General features: G+C 68.6%; 13 protein-coding genes. 5 read left to right on the top strand and 8 right to left on the bottom strand.

The annotated features are described in order from the left end of the window. Positions 1-174: 174 nt before the first annotated feature. The gene (locus tag ACIQFU_RS02070) at positions 175-615 is read right to left on the bottom strand and encodes a hypothetical protein (protein ID WP_402548303.1); all 441 of its coding nucleotides are present in this window, start codon (positions 613-615) and stop codon (positions 175-177) included. A gap of 337 nt (positions 616-952) precedes the next feature. On the opposite strand from ACIQFU_RS02070, the gene ACIQFU_RS02065 reads away from it, so the two are divergent. From ACIQFU_RS02065 to ACIQFU_RS02050, 4 genes are all read left to right on the top strand, one after another. Next, positions 953-1,216 carry a hypothetical protein gene (locus ACIQFU_RS02065; protein ID WP_402548302.1) on the top strand — a complete coding sequence of 88 codons (264 nt, stop codon included), beginning with the start codon at positions 953-955 and terminating at the stop codon, positions 1,214-1,216. Continuing rightward, on the top strand, positions 1,185-1,718 hold the full coding sequence (locus tag ACIQFU_RS02060; RefSeq protein WP_402548300.1) for a DUF6879 family protein: 534 nt from the start codon (positions 1,185-1,187) through the stop codon (positions 1,716-1,718). Before ACIQFU_RS02065 ends, ACIQFU_RS02060 begins: the two co-directional genes overlap by 32 nt. A 24-nt stretch (positions 1,719-1,742) precedes the next feature. Next, positions 1,743-2,597 (top strand): helix-turn-helix domain-containing protein, encoded by an 855-nt coding sequence (locus tag ACIQFU_RS02055; protein ID WP_402548299.1) that lies wholly within the window; start codon positions 1,743-1,745, stop codon positions 2,595-2,597. 366 nt (positions 2,598-2,963) lie between these two features. Next, a complete protein-coding gene (locus ACIQFU_RS02050; protein WP_402548298.1) occupies positions 2,964-3,230 on the top strand; it encodes a hypothetical protein in 267 nt (88 codons plus the stop codon). A 99-nt stretch (positions 3,231-3,329) separates the two neighbouring features. Here ACIQFU_RS02050 and ACIQFU_RS02045 read toward each other — a convergent pair whose 3' ends face one another. Next, on the bottom strand, positions 3,330-3,548 hold the full coding sequence (locus tag ACIQFU_RS02045) for a DUF397 domain-containing protein (protein WP_402548296.1): 219 nt from the start codon (positions 3,546-3,548) through the stop codon (positions 3,330-3,332). Beyond that, positions 3,545-4,393 (bottom strand): helix-turn-helix domain-containing protein, encoded by an 849-nt coding sequence (locus tag ACIQFU_RS02040; protein ID WP_402548295.1) that lies wholly within the window; start codon positions 4,391-4,393, stop codon positions 3,545-3,547. Before ACIQFU_RS02040 ends, ACIQFU_RS02045 begins: the two co-directional genes overlap by 4 nt. A 213-nt stretch (positions 4,394-4,606) precedes the next feature. Between ACIQFU_RS02040 and ACIQFU_RS02035 the strand changes: the two genes are divergently transcribed. Then, entirely contained in the window at positions 4,607-5,245 is a 639-nt protein-coding gene (locus tag ACIQFU_RS02035; RefSeq protein WP_402548293.1) for an ATP-binding protein, read from the top strand. Between the two features lie 16 nt (positions 5,246-5,261). Here ACIQFU_RS02035 and drmB read toward each other — a convergent pair whose 3' ends face one another. From drmB to ACIQFU_RS02010, 5 genes are all read right to left on the bottom strand, one after another. After that, entirely contained in the window at positions 5,262-7,130 is a 1,869-nt protein-coding gene (gene drmB / locus ACIQFU_RS02030; protein ID WP_402548291.1) for a DrmB family protein, read from the bottom strand. Then, positions 7,127-10,372, bottom strand: coding sequence for a helicase-related protein (locus ACIQFU_RS02025; protein WP_402548290.1), 3,246 nt, complete (start codon positions 10,370-10,372; stop codon positions 7,127-7,129). The genes drmB and ACIQFU_RS02025 overlap by 4 nt, the downstream gene beginning before the upstream one ends. After that, complete coding sequence (locus tag ACIQFU_RS02020) at positions 10,369-12,273, bottom strand: UvrD-helicase domain-containing protein (protein WP_402548289.1); 1,905 nt, start codon at positions 12,271-12,273, stop codon at positions 10,369-10,371. The genes ACIQFU_RS02025 and ACIQFU_RS02020 overlap by 4 nt, the downstream gene beginning before the upstream one ends. Then, entirely contained in the window at positions 12,270-17,036 is a 4,767-nt protein-coding gene (locus ACIQFU_RS02015; RefSeq protein WP_402548287.1) for a DEAD/DEAH box helicase, read from the bottom strand. Before ACIQFU_RS02015 ends, ACIQFU_RS02020 begins: the two co-directional genes overlap by 4 nt. 115 nt (positions 17,037-17,151) lie before the next feature. After that, positions 17,152-17,376: a hypothetical protein gene (locus tag ACIQFU_RS02010; protein ID WP_402548286.1), complete on the bottom strand. Its 225-nt coding sequence runs from the start codon at positions 17,374-17,376 to the stop codon at positions 17,152-17,154. Between the last annotated feature and the right edge of the window lie 417 nt (positions 17,377-17,793).

The raw sequence follows: 17,793 nt of genomic DNA, 5'->3' as shown, positions 1-17,793 counted from the left end.
AGTGGAACGAGTGGTGTACGCGACGGGGAGGCGATCGAGCGAGAAGAGGGTTACACGGCTGCTGGCTCTGAGTTCAGTTGGAGGCATGGAAGGGAGCCCCTCGGGACGTGGGGGAGGGCAGGGCGGTTCCAGGAGTAGACCGGCCTGCCCTCTGAGAGACGGAACGGGTGTGCGTCAGCAGCAGGGGCCGTCGCCACAGCACGTGGGAGCGTTGCATTCCGAGCTCGTGCCCCACAGCCGGTCGTCGACTTCGAACCCGGCCGATCGGATCCTGCCGGTGACGGAGGTCATCAGCCCGCGCGAACGGAGCTTGCTGTTCGGCTGGTGGTGGAGGAAGTAGCCGAAGTGCCTCTGACACCAGTCGGCGTACCAGTCGGTGTGCAGGATGAGTGTGTGCCACCCGGGGTCGACGAGTTGGGACGGCGCCATGACGGAACCGGAGCGGGTCGTACCCATGACATAGGTCAGGGCGAGGGCCTGATCCACGACCTGGTTGGCCACGCATCGTTCCAGCCCGTACTCGTCGGCGCAGAACGCGGCGAGCATGTCGAACTCTTGCTCCGTAATGAGCGAGCGTCCTGAGCGCTTGCCGACGGCGACGGCGGTGGTGGTCATCGGGCGACCTCGCTCTCACGCCCACCACTCATGGGCGGTACTGGACCTGGAGGTTTCTCAGGCCCCGGCCCCGGCGGGCTGGATCGGAAGAGTGCTTTCACTCGGCTGACCTCCTCAAGGGTTACCCACCGACGTCCCAAATCCGGAGCGAGCGGTGAGGCCGGCTGTCACAGTCCGAGACGCTAGAGACGCGAGGCTCACCCTTCCAAGGGATGTGCATATTTGTGCAGCCGGCAGCCCGTACAGACCATTTCGTCGGCGCCCTCTTGACCCGGGGCGCAGTTGCCCATGACTGTGGTGCACACTGCCGCACATCCCGTCGCCGTCGGAGGTTCCCATGCCCCTGCTGTTCATCGGGATCGACCCGAACACCGGAGATCACGAGAGTCCGACTGTCTGGGTCGACCAGGACAACAAGGAACTCGTCATCCAGGGTTGGAAGCCTGATGCGGGTCTGGAAGCCGAGTGCGCCGCCTTCGAACTACCGGGCCATGCCAGGGGCATCCCGGAGAGCGAAGCGGTGATCCGGGTCCCCGCCAGGATGGTGTCAATGATCAGGGAGGCGTGCGATGTCGTCGAACGTGCCAGCGACGTTCACTGATCTGCTCGCACGCTGCACCCACTCCGCCGTGCACCTGGAGTTGCGTGACTCCTACGCGGTGGACTACGAACACGGGCCCTTCGCCGACTGGCGAGCCGGGCACCGCCACCAGCCGGACGACCGGGCTTCTTGGTGGCGACCGTGGCTCGACATGGTCCAGGAGACCGTGAACCGTGGCGTCGCCATGCGACGGGCGCGGATCGTGTCCGAACCGGTCAGTGAATACACCCAGTTCCTGTACGACGGCACGTTCACGAATGTCGCCGCGGGTGAGGAGATCCGCTGGTTGCCTCGTCGCCGGGCGAGCGACATCGCCCTGCCCGGGAACGACTTCTGGCTCTTCGACGGACGAATCATCCACTGGAACCACTTCGCCGGTGACGGCTCGTCACTGGGAAGCGAAGTCTGGGACGATGCCCCGGAGGCAGCGGAGCTCTGCGCCGACGCCTTCGAGGCGGTCTGGGCGCGTGCCATCCCGCACAGCACGTACAGAGTCAACTGACAGCACGTACCGACAGGCCAGCTCATGCCGATATCCCCGTCCTCCTCCGCTCAGGCCGCGCGCGAAGTCGTTGCCCGACGACTTCGCGACCTGCGGAGAGAAGCAGGGCTCACCGTCACCGAACTGGCCGGCCGGTGCGGCTGGCACCACGCCAAGACCTCCCGCATCGAGAATGCCCTCACCGCACCGTCCACCAAAGACATCCGTGCCTGGGCCTCCGCATGTGGCTTCGCCGATCAGCAGGACGACCTCGTCGCCCAGTCACTGCATGCCGAGTCGATGTACACCGAGTGGCGTCATCGCGTCCGCAGCGGCCTGAAGCAGCTCCAGGACAGCTCGGTCCAGTTCTTCCGTGAGACCCGCCTGTTCCGCGTGTACTCGTCGTCTCTGGTGCCGGGTCTTCTCCAGACCGAGGGCTATGCCGCCGGGGTACTGGGCATCAGCGCCCGCTTCCGTGACCTCCCGGTGGACGACAGCAGAGAGGCCGCCAGAGCACGCGTCACCCGCTCGGGGGTCGTCCATGAGCAAGGGCATCGGTTCGTGCTCGTGGTCGAGGAGTCCGCCTTGTACTACCGCGTCGCGGACGAGGACTCCATGGCAGCCCAACTCGGCTACCTCCTCGCCGCAGGGGCACTGCCCCAGGTCTCCCTCGGTGTCATTCCGTCGGCTGCCCGAGTCCGAACGCAGTGGCCTCGGGAGACGTTCCACATCTACGACGACAAACTGGTGTCGGTGGAACTCGTCTCCGCCCAAGTGAGGGTCACGCAGCCCACCGAGATCGAGCTGTACCTGAAGGCTTTCGAGGAGCTGCGGGGCATGGCCGTCTACGGGGCGGAGGCACGAGGGCTGATCCTCAGAGCCATCGAGGCGTTGCGGTAGACGTACGTCCCGCGTCGTCGTTTCACGTGCTTCCGCGGGTGATCCGCGAACCGTTGTCCCCAGCGCCCACGGCCCTTGAAGGCCCTGAGCCGTAGAAAGTCCGCCACGACGGTGAGAGAGCCGGCTGGTCGTCCGTCACGTGTGCCTCCATCAGCCCCCTGCCGCCATCAGCCACGCCTGTTCGATCGCGGCCGGCCCCACGATGTCCGGTGGCGGGCCACGGCGCACCGCCGCGGGGCCGTCAGCGGAGCCGGGACGGCGGGCTCTCGCCGACGCGGACCTCAGCGTCAGCGCGTACAAACTGTTCCACAAGATGTGCGCCCTCCAGAACCGCAAGGATCACGCCGGGTCCTGGTGGAGAGCCAGGTGAAGTTCGCCGAGCAGGTGGGCATGTCGCGGGCGTCCCTCTCACCGCGCCCTCAAGCAACTCGCGGCCGAGGGATCATCTACCCCGACGGTCGCAACTGGCGCCTCCGTCCTGACTTCGTCTTCAACGGCAACGGAGTGGCGCAGGGACGGGCGGCGCGGAGCATTCCGGTCGGCACTCCCGACCCGTATGCCGGGGCGCGTGCCGACCTGAAGGTCGTCGACGGCGGCGATCAGGGGCAGGGGAGTGACGGCGACCAGGCCTGAGGTTCTCCCGAGGACGGCAGGTGAACGCTTGGCTACTCGAGAATTCGCCGTCTGGTGTGACTCCGTTGTCTGCCCGAAGAAGCCCTTGACCAACCCCTCTTATCGAGCCGTCGGCCACCCCTGGCCCGTCGCGTGGGTGAAGGCGAGCCACGCCTGGACACTCATTCGCGTCACCAGGGCATCACCGACCTTGGTGTCGCGTACGAAGATCCGGCCGTCGACGCGGGCGCACTCGACACACTCGCCGCCTGCGCCGTTGCTGTAGGAGGACTTGACCCACGAGCTGGGAAGCTCGGAGTCGTCGAGGGCTTTGTTCACCGTGTGTGTTCCTTCACGACGTTGTTGATCAGTTGTATGGTCCGCCGCGGGCTCAGGGCCGAGGCTCGCAACTCGTCGAACGCCCGGGTGTACTCCCGAACATGAGGTTCGCCCTCCAAGTACATCGCATCGGTGATGCCGTCGCGATACACGATGTCGGGGTCTTCGGGATCGGGGAATCCCAGCATGGTGAACGGTCCGGTGGTGGGGCAGGTGCCTGCGTCGAAAGGGAGCACCTGGAGGGTCATGCTCGGCTTCTCCATGGCCTCCAGGACGTGTTCCAGTTGGGTTCGCATCAACGCTCGGTCGCCGATGACTCTCCGCAGGGCTCCCTCGCTCACGATGAACCAGCAGTCCGGGGCGCCGGATCCACTGAGCATTGCCTGGCGTTCCAGTCTCACCTGTACGGCTCGGTCAATGTCCGCAGGGGGCATGTAGGAGCCGCACGTGTGGAGTTCACGGACGTAAGGCTCCGTCTGCAAGAGCCCGGGCAGGACTTCGCTCTGGTACTGCCGGAGCGTGGACGCGTCCTGTTCGAGGCCGATGTAGATGGAGAACCACTCGGGCACTCCCGAACCGTGAACCTGCCACCAGCCGCGTGTCTTGGCCTGCCGTGCCAACGACTTGAGGAACTCCCGCAGCTCGTCCGTGGTCTCGTAGAAGCGGCACAGTGCTTCGACGTCCGACGGCTGGACCCGCCCGCTGCCGGTTTCCATGCGATTGACCTTGGAACCGCTCCAGTCCAGGGCCGCGCCCACCTGGGCGCAGGTCATCGAGTTCTTCTCCCGCAGCTTCTTCAGCTCGATGGAGAGGCGACGGCGGCGTGCCGTCGGTGATCCGGCCATGTGGTCCCCCTTTGTCGCGACGGCGTTCAGTCTCTGTGCCAAGGGCTTCGCCTGCCAATCACCCGATGGTGGGATTCTCGCTGTGCACATTGCACGACGGGATGCGTGCCGGCCATGCTTGCCGACAGGACGACCGGTGCGGGCCGGCGCGGCGCACCGGCGTCCGCGCGGACCCACAAGTGTGGGGAGTCGGAAGTGTTCCCGAGCGCATGCATGACGCAGCCGTCGTGGGTCGTGGAGTTCGCGGCTCGCGAGGAGGAGGTGGCGGTGTTACGACGCACCGTGCGGGCGCACCTCGGAGCGTGGGGGCTGCAGGACCTCGTGGACGAGGCACAGCTCTGCGTGAGCGAACTCGTGGCCAATGTCATCACGCACGTGGGTGCCGGTACCCCGACGACGCTGGCGGTGCGGCTGAACGGCACGTCTCTGCGCATCGAGGTCCACGACCCCGACACGCGTGCTCTGCCCACGCTCATGGCCGCTGACTTCGAGTCGGAAGGCGGGCGCGGAATGGCGCTCGTCGGGGCGGTCACGGATCGGTGGGGCGTTCAGCTCGGCGCCGACCGGAAGGTCACCTGGTGCGAACTCGCCACGGGGCTGCCGCCGGTGAGGGGCCATGACGGCTGTCTCAGGATGACCCGCGTCCAGGCGATGATCGGTCTCTACGGCGCCCGTGACTCCGGGCATGACCCTCGGCCCGGCAGACTCGGCATCACCGAGGGGGAGGAGGCGGCGATCGCTGTGATCACCGACCTCCTCCACTGGCTCAGCGCGTACGGCCGCGACGCGGACGACGTACTGGACCGGGCCCAGGTGCGCTTCGAGGCCGAGACCTTCGAGATGCACCGGTGAGACGGGGCCGCGGATGTCAGCCCTCAGGGAAGGGCGGGAAGAATCCGAGGGCGGGATCCTCCGGTGTGCCCACCAGCAGCGCCCGGTCCAGCAGGATGTTGTTGTGCTCGCAGCTCGTCTCCGGGAGCATCACGCAGGCGTGACAGGCGGCGAGATTGGTCCCGGACGAGCCTGCCGCCTCGGCCTCCATGCAGAGGGGATCGGAGGAGCACCATCCGGCCCGGCGCATCGCCGACCGCACCGTGCCGTCGAGGAGCTCCGGCTCTCCCTGGGCGACCAGGCCGCCGAGGCTGCCCGCCGAGTCGCTCGTCGCCGTGTAGACGAGCACTCCGGCCATGTCGTCGGCGGCGTACAGGCGCTCACGCAAGGAGGCGGACGGGTAGCCCGCCTCCAGGCTCCACTCGTTGATGAGGACATGGGCCAAGGTGTGCAGCAGCACCATGCGAGGTGTCGCCGGAGACTGGACGGCCAGACTCGGATCGTCGGTCCGCTGCTCGAGCATCCGTTGATGAGCGGCACGCATGCGCTCGACCCGGGCCGCCACCGCCGGCGCCTTCTCCCAGGCGTCCAGCCGGTTCTCGTCCAGACACAGGAAGACGCCCTCGCCCTGGACCTCCATGGCCGGCAGCCAGCGCAGAGGCCTCTGGGAGAGAGGCATCTCCTTCGGATCGGTGGTCGACTCGGCGTCGACGAGGCGGGTGAAGCCCTTCAGGGCTCGCACCTCCCGGAGCTTCTTCACCAGCATCGGACCGGTGATCCCGAGGGGCTGGAGCACACCCGGGTCACCGAGTGGGGTCTCGCAGACGAACTGCTCGCCCTGGGAGTGCTCGCTCTCGTCGTTCCCGGAGCGCAGGCGCTCGTACTCCTTGTTGCGCAGGGCGCGGTAGCGGCGGTCGAAGCCGGATTCCTCGTCGACCTGCGGATCCTCTTCGCGTTCCGCGTCGAGCAGCGTCATCACCTCGTCCAGGGAGACAGGCCACTCCCCGTCGAAGACGGCGTCGAGATAGACGGCGACGTGCGCGCTGTCCTCGTACTTCCTGAGCTTCTCCCAGTGTCCGGCGAGCGGATCCGCACGACCGCTGCTCCACGGGGGGATGGAGAGCGCCGACTTCAGCACCGGTTGCCACACCGACGAGGAACCACGTTGCAGGGTGCGCAGGGGGAGCCCGCACCCGGCCGGGTCCGTGGCGAGGACGCCGAGCCACGGGCGAGCGCCGCGACAGGTGAGGCGCAGGTCCTTGAGCGCGTTCCTGCGGAAGGAACCCTCCATCGAGACCTCGGGCACCTGACCGCAGGTGCAGGAGATGACGATGGAGCGGAGCGAGGCTGTGCGGCCGTTCGTACGCATCCTGAGCTTGCCGCCGCACGCCCCGATCCTCGTGGAATCACGGTCGGTCGAGCGGTGCACCCACTGCCAGTAGGGGAACTCGTCGAGGTGCCCCGCCTCGCAGGCGACGACGAAACGGGAGGGGACGAGGTCCACCTCGCACGTGCCGCAGACGCTTCGACCGGCCGGTGGGGAGAAGTCGCGGTGCGGCTGCAGCTCGTTGCACTCGGGGCACGAGTGCATCAAGGGGAAGCGGCGGACCCGAAGGCCGTCCTTGCTCGTGTCGGTGGACGCCGGCGGCAGCCGGAAGTGGTCGACACCGAGCAGCCGGGCCAGTCGCCGCTCATGGATGACGGGTGCCTCGTCCCTGCGCCAGCTGTGGTCGGCCTCGTCCAGGCCCGAGACGACGAAGGACTCGTGGTCGACGGCGATGAGCGACCCGACGCCGTACGTGCTGATCGCCTGGGCTCGGCGGACGGTGCCGCGGCGAGGGAGGTTGTGGGCCGGTGCGGTGCCGTCCGCCGCGGTCCGACGGCGGCGGGCGGGGGGCGGGGTCATCGGGTTCCCTCCATGAACAGGGCGGACTCGGCGTCGACGTCGCGCAGGCTCCACAGGGTGGGCCACGCCTCGCGGTCCTCGGACTCGTCGTCGTACGACTTCAGGATCGACGGGGCACGGCTGCCCCGCTTCGGTTCGAAGAGCAACCCGCTGTGGATGTCGGCCTCCTGGCACCACCAGTCGACGAACCTGTCGAAGCCCTGCTCCACGGCTTCGGCCTCCGAGGGTGTGACCGCGAGGACGCGGTCGAGGAGCAGGGACCTGATGCGGCCCCGAAGGATGTGCTCGTAGGAATCGACCTGTCCTGCACCCTCGTTCGGGCGGGCGGCCGGGACCAGGATGCGGGCCAGAGCGACGATCACCGCGTGCAGTCCCCGTTCCCGCGCGCGGGCGGAGAACGGGGTCACGGAGGTGGACTCGACCTCGCGGTAGAGCGCCGAGTGATAGTGCTGGAAGTTCTCGTAGTGGGAACGGTCCCGGGCACGGGCCGAGTTGAGCATGACGGCGACCAGACCGGGGTGGGCGCGGCCGACTCGGCTCGTGGCCTGGATGTACTCGGCGGTCGTCTGGGGCTGCCCCATCACGGCCATCAGACCGAGCCGGTCCACGTCCACGCCCACCGCGATCATGTTGGTGGCGAGCAGGACGTCCACGGTGTCCTCGTCGGGGAGCCGCTTCTCGATGCCCTTGAGTCGCGTGGGAATCTCGCTGGCGTCGATCCGGCTGGTCAGCTCCGAGTAGTTGGCGACGGAACGCACCGCCACGCCCTCGCGTTCCGCGAGCAGCTCCAGATACGCCACCACGTCGTCGTGGACCTGGAGTTCGGCGGCGGAGAGCAGGCGCAGGCTGTTGAAGTAGCCGACGAGACTCCAGTAGGCGTCGCGCACCTTGTCGTCGGTGTCCGCGTGCATGGCCCGGTGCAGCAGCGTGGCGTACGTCCGGATCAACAGCGTGGACTGGCTGGTGCCCGGAGCCAGCAGACCGATGTAGCGGCGGCTCGCCTTCTCCTCGCGCGGGGTCTCCACGGCGAACCACGAGTCCCGCGAGTCCAGGCCGGCCGGCGGGAACTGCCGCACCTCACGGGCGAAGAGGTGGCGACCCTGGTCGGCGGCGCGACGGATGGTTGCCGTGGAGGCGATCACCTTGGGACGCTCGGCCAGCGCGTCGACGGCGGTCTCGTAGAGACCTGTGAGGGTGCCGAGGGGGCCGGAGATCAGGTGGAGCTCGTCCTGGACGATCAGCTCCGGCGGAGGGGTGGCGTCGGTCGGGTCGTCCAGGTTGAAGAGCGCGGAGGTCGCCGGACGCCACGGCATCGAGGCGAACTTGTCCACGGTGGCGATCACCAGCGTCGGGCGTGCGTCGTACACCGCCTCGTCGATCAGGTGGACGGGGAGGCCGCCCGCGAAGTCGCAGTCCGCGCCGGGGCAGCGGACGTACATCCGCTTGGCGTCCTCGTCCGCCTCGTAGTCCCGGGCGTCGAGTCGGGTACCGCACCAGGGGCAGGCGTGCAGCTGAACGGGGTTCTCGGTGGTGAGTCGCTTGTCGAGGTCGGAACGCAGCTCGTCGAGCCTGGCGGCGGCCTCGGCCAGCGTGTTGGGGGTGGCGGAGCGCCCCACCCACATGCCGACGGAGAACGGCTTGTCGCCCAGCTCGGGCGTGTGGCGCCTCATGTGCTCCATGGCGCAGAGCAGGATCGCCGCACGTTCGAACTGCTGCAGGGTGAGCAGCCGCAGCGTGTAGCGCATGAGGACGGTGACACCGCCGCCGTTCGCGCCCTTGCGGATGCGGCGCAGGAAGGACGTCAGGGCGATCAGGCCGAGGTAGGCCTCGGTCTTGCCACCACCGGTCGGGAACCAGAGCAGGTCGGAGATCTTCCGATCGTCGTGCTCGGGGTCGTCGATGCCGGCCATGCAGAGCAGCAGGAAGGCGATCTGGAAGGGACGCCAGCGGCCGGCGGACGGATCGGGACGGCCGATGCGTCCGCCCTTCACCCAGGCGCTGCGGGCGCGCTGGTCGGCCATGGCACGGTTGGCGAGCCGGAACGCCCGCATGAGATCGGGCTTGGTCCGCAGCAGTTCGATGCCTTCGCGGATCCGGCCGAGTGCCTCGCGACAGGCGTCCACCTGGTCCCGCGCGGGCTGCCCGTGGGGGCCGCCCGCCAGGGAGTCGGCTTCGGCCGACTTGCGGGCGATCCAGTCCTCGTACCCGGTGGCCAGTGCCTCCAAGGCGGTCAGCACCTTGGTGTCGGGCTTCTCGGCCAGCCCCAGCATCGCCAACGACGAGCTGTCGATCTCCGGATTGGAGTCGGTCAGCAGCACCTCCACGCTGGGCACGAACTCGCTGCGCACCTCGGGGACGGCGGCCGGGATGCTGTCGGTCACGCCGATGGGCGACGGAACCCAGTCCCAGGCCGCGGCGCAACCGTGGCCGATGGCGAAGGTCGGGGCGTGGCGGTGCAGCAGCCGACTGGTCGCGATCTCGCGGTCGTGCGCGGCGTCCGGGGCGGTGCGCTCGACGAAGGCGCTGGAGCCGTCGGCGGCCCAGATCGTCAGACCGCACTGGAACAGGGCGAAGGCGTCCTGGAGGTCCCGCTCGCCGACCTTCTGCCGGTTGATCAATGTGACCGTGACGGTGACCGTGCCGGTGACCGGAACGGGGCGTCGGACAATGATGTGCAGGGCGACCTTCTCCGGCACGAGGTCGATCAGCATGCCCGGGGTCGGGGTGGTCACGTCGATGCTCTGCTCGGGAAGCTGGAGTTCCTCGCGCCGCCACCGCTCCCGCTGCTCCGCGACGGTCCGGGCCTCGGCGCGGCGGGCGGGGACCGGGTTGCCGTACGTGTCGGAGGGCTCGTAGACCGCCGCACGCGTCGAGACCACGATCGTGTCGCTCACCGCCGGGTCGACCGCGAAGGTCAGGCCCATGGAGGACGGGCGCTTGTCGCCCGACGCGCCGGTGTCCTGTGCGGCGCCGGACTCCTCGGCGTCCTCCCTGGCGAGGAGGGGCGGCGCGTCCAGGCCGTCCTGTTCGGAGGCGTCCTCGACCTTCCGCTCACGCGAGGCACGCGGATACAGCACACCGGTCAGGTAACGGTCGATCGGCGCGTCCTGGGCGAGGACCTCGTCCCGGTCCTCCGGCGCCGCGTCCTCGACGGGTCCGAAGAGTTCCCTGCGCAACCCCACGAGGAGTTCCTCGTCCCGCACCCGGTAGTGCTCGGAGTGCCGACCTGCCACGTGCGTCATGCGCCCTGCTCCTGTTCGTCGTCAGCCCGTCGAAACATGCCGATGCCGGTGATCCGCGGTGCGATCCACACACCTCGGTCGCCGAGGCCGGCGTTGGCGCCGGCCGCCGTGCTGCCCGCCACCGTCTCCAAGGTGTCGATCCGCAGCCCGTGGATCTCGTCGGGCCACCACGGATCCCATGTCCGGTTCACCTTCTGCACCCGGAACAGCTCCTGCCGGAACCGCTCCGAAGCCTCGCCCATCTCCCGCCCCCGGTGCAGCAGGGCGTACGGCGGGCTCTGGTCCTCGGCCGCCGGCAGGTCGTGACGCTTGCGCAGCAGTACCTCCTGGCCGGGGCCGACCTCCTGCAGGAGGTACGTCTGGGTCGCCACGGCGTCGGTCAGGTGACCGGGCGGGTCGTCCCGACAGACGTCACCGGCCTCGGCCACCACGCCGAACCTGTCGTACGGCCGCCACCCGCCGACGTACCGCCGCCCGTTCTTGCGGTTCCCCGCCCTCTTGATGATCGGCAACTCGGGAGAGTGGACGTGGTAGAGGTCCTGTCGGACGCGGGTCATCGCCACGTACAGGGCCCGGGCCTCGGCGGGCATGTCCACCTCGGTGCCGTACTGCTTGCGGAGCTCGGCGACGGTCGGCGGAGTCAGGACCACCACCCGATCGAACTCCAGGCCCTTGGCCCGGTGCACCGTGGAGACGACGATGCGGGCGGTCTCCGGATCGGCGGCCTCGTCGGGGAACCGGCCGTCGGCGACCAACCGCCGGAGCCGGTCCAGATCGAGCGCGGTGCGTCCGGGCGAGCGAGTGGCGCGTCGCAGCACCGTCCACAGGGCGCCGACGTTCGGTTCGTGGGGCAGGGGAATCTGTTCCAACAGGGAGCGGAACCGGTCCTCGGTCAGGCCGGTCGCCTCGGTACGGCGCAGCAGCTCGGCCACCCAGTAGGGCACAGGCCGCTCCTCGAGAGGACGGCGCAGCCGGTGCCCGATGCCGTTCTCGTGGAGCAGCCGGGAGACCACGAGCGCCTGCCGGTTGTCACGGGAGAGGACGGCGCAGGTGTCGTCCAGGCCTCGCAGACCCTGCAGCGTGTACTCGTCGGTGAGGTCGCCCAGCGAGTTCGCCGGGTCCAGGAGCAGGTCGCGCAACTCCTCGTAGAGTGCCGCGGCGTCGTCCGCGTCTCGCACCTGCTGGAGACGGGGGCCGTGCGAAAGCGCGACACGTGCCTCCGCGGTGACGGCCCGGAAGTTCCCGGTGAGGCTCAGCTCGACCAGGTCGTCGGGGTACGAACTGCGCAGCCATGCGAAGAACCGACCGGTCTCGTCGTTGCGTTCGGCCGGGTCCTCGACCTGGAAGCCGTACACGGACTGGGCGGCGTCACCGACCACGGTGAAGCCGCAGCTGTCCTGGTAGCGGTCGAGCAGGGCCTCCACCAGCTCCCGGCGGTCGCCCAGCAGGTCCTGAACCTCGTCGATCACCACGTGGGACGGTGGGACGGAGTCACCGGACTCCAGCGCACCCTCGTCGACGGCCCCCGCCGCCGCCGTGATCCGCTCGTCGAAGGAGGTCGCGGCCCAGTCCCGGTCCGGGTATGCCTGGACGAGTACCCCGTACGCCCAGGCGTCGAAGGTCTGGGCGCGCACCCGGCGGGCCCGGTCCCCGTGCCGGGTGATGCGCTCACGCAACTCGCGCGCGGCCGCTCGCGAGAACGTGAGCACGAGGATGTCGGTGGCCTCCAGGGCCTCCTCCGGGTCCTCGTGGCCGCACAGGGCGTCCAGCCGACGCACCAGCGTGTGCGTCTTTCCCGCGCCGGCCCCGGCGGTGACCAGGACCCGGGCGTCCCAGGGCTGCTCGACCACGGCCCGCTGCTCGGCGGTGAGCGGTGGACTGTCGAGGTAGACGTCGGTCACGCACGGCTCCAGAGGTGCTCGAACTGGGTGAAGGCCAGCTTGGTCTCGAAGTTGGTGATGTTGTCGTCGACGTTGAGGATCAGGCAGGTGTCCTTGCCGCCGTTCTTGGGGCCGCGGAGACCGCGTCCGATCATCTGCTGGTACACGTTGGTGCTGTAGACCGGCCGTGCCACGACCACGACCCGGGTGGCGGGAGCGTCGAACCCCTGGGTGAGCACACCGTAGTTGGTGAGCACACGGATGCGGCCGTTCCTGAAGTTCTCGATCCGCGTGCGACGGTCCTGCGCGCTGGTCGTCGAGTCCACGGCGGCGGAACGGACACCACGGTCGTTGAGCATGGCCGCGAGGTACTTGGCGTGGTCGACGGAGGTGGCGAAGAGCAGCGTCGGCCAGTCCGACGGCAGGGCGGCCACCGAGTCGACGATGCGCAGGCTGCGCGCGTGGTCGTCCGCGAGCCGTTGCTCGGCGGCACGGGACAGCATCGCCATGCGTTCGGCGTGGGTCTTCTCGTCCTGGCTGAGCGCGATCCGACCACCCGTGAGGGTGCGGTGTTCGACCTGGGCGAGCATGCCCCACTCCTGCAGATCGCGGTACGGGTCGCCGGACGGGAAGACGCCTTCGTCGAGCCGCCGGTTGCCGAAGCGCGTGATCAGCCGGCGCGTCTCGTCCTCGTTGGTGTTGCGGAACGGAGTGGCGGTCAGGCCGAGCAGATGGCGACGCGTCTCGTACTGGGTCAGGCCCAACCGGCCGAGGATCTCCGTGTAGCGCTTGGAGATCGCGGTGTGCGCCTCGTCCACGATCACGAGTGCGGGCTCACGCAGCCAGGTGTACTGGTCGGTGCTCAGGCACCGCTCCAGTTTGGCGTCCGTGGCGACCACCAGATGGGGATGGTCGACGACGTTGCCGACCTCGTTGCTGCTCCACAGCCGACTGATGGTCAGCGGGCGCTCGGCGCCGACCTTGCTCCAGACGAACTTCCAGCTCTGCACCGCCTGTTCGCACAGCTCCTCGGTCTGCGCGATCCACAGCAAGGGACCCTTGAGGTCGCCGACCCGTTTCACCCAGCGGATGACGGCCTCGGCGGTGACCCGTGTCTTGCCGGCGCCGGTGGGCAGGGACAGCATGCCGCGCTGAGGGGCCAGCCGGTCGAGCAGCGTGGTGATGTTCCGGACCAGGTCCTCCTGGTAGTCGTGGAGCCTGGGGAAGTCCCGGGGGCCTTCGACGGTCTCGAAGGGAGGCGGCGAGGGAGTCCGGGAGCCCGCGAACGTGACCGGGAGACGCAGGTCGGAGACGAACGCGATGGCGGCCGACGAACCTCCATAGGCCACCGGTGCGTTCGGGAAACGCGCCTGGATGTCCCGGGCGTGCTGCTGGAGCACCCCGTCACCGTGCGCGTTGAACGCCATCTGCGCGATGCGGCGCCCGGTCGGCTCCACGCCGCCCGTCGCCTGGAGTTCGGCGTCCATGAGTCCTTCGGGGAGGCCGGCCCTGAGTGCGTCCGCACCGATCAGCAGCTCGAGTTTGGTCACCACGTCCTCGGCATCGCGCACGGCCTTCTGTGCCGCCTTCAGCGCGCTGTCCTTGGCCATGCGGTCCTGATGTTCCAGCACCGCGCGGCAACCGGCCGCGCCGAGACCGAGTCCGAGCTCGCGGTCGATCAGCCGCAGCATGGGCTCCGGCTCCACAGGCACACGGATCTTGACCGTGCTGTCCTGGCGCACGGCGTCCAGGGGGGAGGTCTGCGTGCCGTTGGGCGTGCGCGTGACCTCCTCCAGCTCGGTGCACCGCTGCACCACGCTGTTCCGGCTGCCGCTGTTCAGGCGCTGCCGCAGGGCAGGGAACAGTTCGACGAGAGGCACGGGGTCGCCTTCGGGGACCTCACGGGTCTCCCGACTGATCACGTCGGCGTAGCGGAGCATGCCCCACTTCTCGACCATCAGCTCGGCGTCCTCGGCGGTCGGCGCGAGCAGAGCCGGGAGCTGCTCGGCTCGCAGGGCCCGGTACTCGGCGGTGCCTACGGCGAGGGTGATCTCGTCGTCGGGACGGGTGCCCCAGGTGTCACCGATCCGGCAACGGGTCAGCGAGTCCTCGGGGAAGTCCGCACCGAACCGGGTCAGCATCACGTAGGTGGCACCGACGAAGGCGTCGTCCTCGCTGCGGGACACCTCGTCGAGGAGTGAGTCCCAGCGGTCGGCGGGGACCTCGTCCACGGTGATCGGCAGCCGCAGCTTGCGGGCCTTCTCGGCGGAGATGTCGGCGACGGGAAGGACGTCGCGGTAGGCGGCGAGCTGAGGGCCCACGGCCTCTGACAGCGGCTTGATGCCCTGGGAGGTGGCGACCCTGCCGTACTTCCGCAGCATCCACCGGATCGGTGACATCACCGCCTGCCGCGTGCTGGTCTGGGCGCCGAACTGGCGCGTCCAGTTGTCCACCACGGCCTCGTCGGGCAGCGCCTTCAGGAAGGCGGCGCGGGACTCCTCGGACAGGTTGCGGAAGAGATGGAGGGGACCACCGATCGCGGCGCCCTCGACCTTCATCCGGTTCAGCGCGGGACGGGGAGCTCGGCTGTCCAGAGAGCGCAGGTGGGCCGCGTGAACGGCTGCTCGGTACTCCTCGAACCACGCCTCGTCCGCCGCCGGTTGGACGCCGCCGGCCGGTCGCTCCCGAAGGCCGATCAGGGAGAAGACGTACGTGTCGTCGGAGTGGAAGGTCATGTCGACGGCGATGCTCGGGTCACGCTCGGCGTCGACCACGACGCCGGGCAGCATGCAGTCCGCGACCGGCCGGAAGTGCTTGTCGGTGGTCCGTACCCGGAGCGTGGAGCGCGGATCGGGCATGCGCTCCAGGACCTTGTGGGCCAGCCGACGGACACCGCCCTGGCGGAACAGTTCCCAGAAGCGCTCCCAGTCCGACTCCCCGTAGTGGTCGAAGCCCTGGTCGAGGACGCTGACGAACCGTCCCTCGGCATCGGCCTCGCGGATGCCGAGAACGCCGAGCGCGTGCGCGAGCGCCGGGTCCTGGGCGAGTTCGTCGACGACGTACACCGTGGATTCGCGCAGTCCGTCCTGGTGCTCGGCCCGACGGAACACCTTGCCGTGCACCGGGGCGACCAGCCCGTGCTCCTCGGTCAGTACGACGCGGGCCCTGCGGGCGTCGTCGGAGAAGGGAGAGCCCTTCTCGATCATGTCGGCCAGGATGCGGACGGCCACCGCCGACGCCGCGGCGGTGCCGTTCGCGACGAGGGCCTCCAGCCAGTCGCGGACCCCGGCGCGTTCCTGTCGTGCTGTACCGAGGATGTGCTCGACCTTGCCCGAGCGCAGGGGGTCGGCCTCGACGCTCGGGTGCAACCAGTCCACAGGGCGTCCGGGGCACTCGTGCCACATCCGCAGCCATCGCGTCAGCTGCTTGAGGTCCTTGTCGAGCCGCGGATGGACGTGGAGCTGCGTGGGAAGGCGCAGGACACCGTCCTGGTCCGGCAACGAAGGACTCGTGGCGGTGCGGGCCCAGATCTCCCGCGTCAGGAACTCGTCGGCCCAGCTGATCGCCTCTTTGACGCGACCGGGCAGCAGGGAGAGGTAGGCGGCCGGGTCCTCGGCCGGGGCCAGCCCGGGGAGGGACTCGACGACCAGCTTCGCCGAGACCCTGATCATCTCCTGGTTGAACGGGGAGGAGTCGAGCAGGTTCTGCCGGTCCTCGTTGGTCTTCCACGCCCCGTTGAGGATGCCGCTCAGTGACATCTCGTACTTGGTGGGAAAGAAGGACCAGAACTTGCCCCGGCCGCGAGACCGCGGGCTGACGTACAGGCCGCTGTCGGCATCTCGTTCCAGCGCGGGGACGGCCCAGGAAAGGTCGAGCGCGACCCGGTCGTGCAGCTCCCCGGCATCCGCGCGGGCCGCGGGGCCCGGCTCGTGCGTGGTGGTGAACACGCGCCAACGCTGCGTGGAGAGAGCCTTGCCCGTGCGCTCCTCGGTCACGGTGTGCAGGTCGCCGGAGTGCTGGGTGGTCAGCGTCCGCCGTGCCTTGGGCCTGGGACGGTGATCCTCCAGAACCACCTCGGCGACGTGTGGCGAGAAGAGCTGGAACCCGACCGGGAACTCCTCACGAGGCTCGCCGTGTTCCTTGCCACGGTTGCCGTGCATGTCCTTCCCCAGCCGGTCGTCGGCCTTCGGGAGCAACGGGAGCCGAACGACCGTGGTCGCCCAGGTCAGCAACTTGTCCAGCACGGGGTCGGAGGCGCGTTCGGCCTGCATGTCGAGCGGGCGGGCCATCCGCAGGACCGGGGCGTCGAACTCCGGACCGTAGCGCTCCTTCACGCCGGGCACGGCCTTGATCTGCTCGTAGGACCAGGCGCGGTCGAATCCGAAACTCCCGGAGCGGCTGAAGAATTCCGGCGCGTCGGTCACGACGAGGACCGACTTCACGCCGACCCCGAACCGCCCGATCTGCCCACCACGCTTCTTCGACATACTCATACGAAGGATGGTCTCCGCCCCTTCGGGGGTGACCGGATTTCCCTCGTTGGCGCAGTAGAGGTGGGTCTCCGTGAGGACCACGTGGATGCGTCCACCGGGTTCGTCGGCGATTTCGTCGGCTGCGTTCTGGACGAGCTCGAAAAGCTGACGGTCGCCATATCCGCCCTGCGTGATACGGCGCTCGCCATTGGCGTGCTCCGCCACCAGGCCGGGGTCCACGGCGTAGGTCTGCAGAACGCGGGTGGACTGTTCGAGAACGGTTTCGATCACTGCTCGGGACGAGGACGGCACTTTTGCTGCGCTCCTGATGTCAAAAGTGAGTGAAGTCTGGGCTGCCGGCCGGCTCGTCGGCTGTGCCGCGAGCCGGCCCGTGCTTCGTCGTGCGCTGGTCGTGAGGGGGGTGACCTCAGGGGTCAGGCACCGGAGAACTGTCGTCCGGCAGCTCCTGGACCGTCTTCGCCAGCCCGGGGAACTCCGTGAGTAAATCCTCTTCGGACAGTCCGTGGTAAGTCCCGTGTCGATTCAAGATTGCCGATGCTTCGGCCTTGCTCTTCGCCGAATCAATCTCCTGCTTCAGCGCACTGCACTCCCGCTGAGAGAGCAGCAAAGAAAAACAGTCGTCCTCGTTCAACTTGTATCCCACCCCTGTCGGTACATCTCTTTGTGATTGCACAGGGGTGCATTGGGTCACGCCCCCGTGAAGCGAAAAGGTTTCTGCTGCGGGATTCGATCCCGATGATCACGGTAGTGGGCGGTCCCTCCGACCCGCCAGTCCTTTCAAAAAACGTTTCCCCGTGCGCCTGCTGAGCGTATGTAGACGCACTTCTCCCCTTGTCGCCCGACCCCCGGATTCCCGGTTTGCGAGCGAGCTGGATTCCCCAACGGTGGTGAATGTAGCGGGGTTCTTCACCATCAGCAACCCCAACTTGCGTTCGATTAAGTGGAGTTCGTGGTTCCTCTTTCGTGGCACCGCCCCGAGGTGGGGTCGAGGTGGGGTCGAGGTTGGTCGAGCCGGACTAATCGGGCAACGAGAGTAGGTCTGCCGGTG

This window comes from Streptomyces sp. NPDC093065 (assembly GCF_044754585.1).
GTDB lineage: Bacteria > Actinomycetota > Actinomycetes > Streptomycetales > Streptomycetaceae > Streptomyces.
This window is presented reverse-complemented; position numbering and strand designations above follow the sequence as displayed.

What these genes read in the sequence shown, in the direction of transcription:
- ACIQFU_RS02070 (WP_402548303.1), bottom strand. Translation starts at nt 615, where the DNA reads ATGACCACCACCGCCGTCGCCGTCGGCAAGCGCTCAGGACGCTCGCTC.
- ACIQFU_RS02065 (WP_402548302.1), top strand. Translation starts at nt 953, where the DNA reads ATGCCCCTGCTGTTCATCGGGATCGACCCGAACACCGGAGATCACGAG.
- ACIQFU_RS02060 (WP_402548300.1), top strand. Translation starts at nt 1,185, where the DNA reads ATGTCGTCGAACGTGCCAGCGACGTTCACTGATCTGCTCGCACGCTGC.
- ACIQFU_RS02055 (WP_402548299.1), top strand. Translation starts at nt 1,743, where the DNA reads ATGCCGATATCCCCGTCCTCCTCCGCTCAGGCCGCGCGCGAAGTCGTT.
- ACIQFU_RS02040 (WP_402548295.1), bottom strand. Translation starts at nt 4,393, where the DNA reads ATGGCCGGATCACCGACGGCACGCCGCCGTCGCCTCTCCATCGAGCTG.
- ACIQFU_RS02035 (WP_402548293.1), top strand. Translation starts at nt 4,607, where the DNA reads ATGACGCAGCCGTCGTGGGTCGTGGAGTTCGCGGCTCGCGAGGAGGAG.
- drmB (WP_402548291.1), bottom strand. Translation starts at nt 7,130, where the DNA reads ATGACCCCGCCCCCCGCCCGCCGCCGTCGGACCGCGGCGGACGGCACC.
- ACIQFU_RS02025 (WP_402548290.1), bottom strand. Translation starts at nt 10,372, where the DNA reads ATGACGCACGTGGCAGGTCGGCACTCCGAGCACTACCGGGTGCGGGAC.